This window comes from Rhizobium sp. SEMIA 4085 (assembly GCF_013004495.1).
Lineage (GTDB): Bacteria > Pseudomonadota > Alphaproteobacteria > Rhizobiales > Rhizobiaceae > Rhizobium > Rhizobium gallicum.
The window spans coordinates 1-1,977 of record NZ_JABEPH010000609.1 but is presented as its reverse complement, the minus strand read 5'-3'; the positions used below and the strand labels follow the sequence as shown (position 1 = coordinate 1,977).

Annotated in this window: 1 protein-coding gene and 1 pseudogene; one reads left to right on the top strand and one right to left on the bottom strand. The window is 60.2% G+C overall.

Going from position 1 to position 1,977, the window contains the following annotated elements; translation table 11 throughout:
• Nucleotides 1–728: pseudogene (locus C9413_RS31605) on the top strand (IS30 family transposase); the annotation flags it as partial.
• A 111-nt stretch (nt 729–839) separates the two neighbouring features.
• On the opposite strand, the gene C9413_RS31600 reads toward C9413_RS31605, so the two are convergent.
• Nucleotides 840–1,977: IucA/IucC family C-terminal-domain containing protein (locus C9413_RS31600; RefSeq protein ID WP_281408698.1), on the bottom strand; the 1,138-nt coding region annotated here is incomplete at its 5' end.

The following is a 1,977-nucleotide window of genomic DNA, read 5'->3' as shown; positions in this document are numbered from 1 at the left end:
CGCGAACTGAAGCGCAACACGTTCCACGACCGCGAGTTTCCCGAGTACAGCGGCTACTTCGGGACCATTGCCGACGACATCAGCAAGGAGCGGCGTCGACGGCTGCGCAAGCTCACACGCCATCCAGAGCTACGCGAGCTGGTGATCGAGCGACTGAAGGCGCATTGGTCGCCGGAACAGATCGCCGGCTGTTTGCTTGCCGACGGGATCAGCCCAGTCAGCATCTGCCCGGAAACGATTTATCGCTTCATCTATTGCAAGGAGGATTATCCGCTCGGCCTCTACGAACACCTGCCCGAACGGCGACGTAGACGCCGGCCTCGCGGATCCCGCAAGCCCCGTGACGACACCGGATCTCTCAACGGTCTGATTTTATTGATGATCGGTCGCAGCTCGGGCATTGGGAAGGCGATCTGCTGATCTTCGATCGCAAACTCGGCCATTACAATGTGACGTCGCTTGTCGAACGCGTGAGCCGCTACACCGTCATGATCAAGAACCGCAGTCGGCACTCGCGTCCGATCATGGACAAGATCATTGCTGCCTTCTCGCCCTTGCCGTCCTCTGCACGCCGCAGCTTTACGTTTGATCGCGGTACCGAGTTTGCCGACTTTCGGGGCTTTGGAAGACGGGCTCGGCGCCAAGAGTTGGTTGGTTCTGCGGCCCAACTCGCCGTGGCAAAAAGGCACGCTCGGCCGGCCGCGGCTTCTTCGAGACAAGTCCATCGACGCCGGCCAGATCATTGCATCGAAACGATGAGACGGCTAATGCCTATGCGCCGGCGCTCCAATGGCCATAGACAATCTGATATAGGACTGTCCTTCTTTCTCGACAAGCGCTTAAGGCGCGTAGCGCGGCGACTGCGCTGATCGCAGCTCGTCTGCCAACGGATTAGGCATTTGGTGTTCGGCCCTGGAGTCGCGATTGCGCTCCATGAGCGTCCGCATGACCGAATGGGCCGGCCAAGGCTGTTCGAGAAAGGCCTGCCGCTCTTCAGTCCAAAATTCATTCGACAGCATGCGCGGCCGCAACGCCTCGAAGACTTTTTCGGTCTCTTCCCGCAGGACACGCCACAGGCTGTCGCCGAGGACTGAATATTGATCAGTTAGGCAGAGTGCGATTTCGTGGAGATGGCAGAAAAAGCACGCATAGATGAGGTAAGAGCGCACGGGCCTGATGTCGTCGTCGAAGGTCGTCGACAGAACACCCTTGACATAGCCCCTCTCTTTAGAGAGCGGCGCGAAGCTGCGGCCGTCGCCGAAGTCGCGGATCAGCAGCTTCCGCGGCTGGCCGTGACTGTCGAACAGGATGATGCTGTTCTGCTGATGCGCCTCGAAGGCAATCCCGTAGAGAAGATACATGGTGAGTGCCGGGCGAACAACGGTGCGGGCATAGCCACGGAAGAAGGCTGCGACCGTTGCCTCGCTCTCGGTGCCGTTTCTGGCGATGAGCTCACAGATCAGCGGCCGGTCGTCCAGCGGGCTTGCCGTCAGCAGCGCTGCAACGGTGACGGGTAGCAGACCATCGCAGCGTGCCAGGGCATCGACGTTGCGATACACGACCGACAGGAAACGGCCACGATGCTCGTCGCCCGTGTCCGGATGACGCAAAATAGCGCCCAACTCTTCGGTGAAGATTTCCACCTCATCGCGAAGATCATCCTCCTTTGACAGGATGTCGGAAATCCGCGTGCTGAGGCGCGGGCCCATGCGGATCCACCTTCCCTGAAGGGTGCGCTGTGCGCTCGTCATCCGGATGGCGACCGGCACTTTGACAAAGGGTCTCGGCTCCTCCGATTCCGGCAGCATTGTGCGGAACGACATGGAGGGTATCGTCACAAGTTCCGGACCGTCCGGATCGAGAACACCGGCCTCGATTTCGGGCGCGAATTCGCGTCGCACGAAATTCTCGAGGTGCCAGGCGTGAACGGGCAGAGGCACCCAGTCCTCCGTCGCTTTGCCGCGTGCCGTCATACCG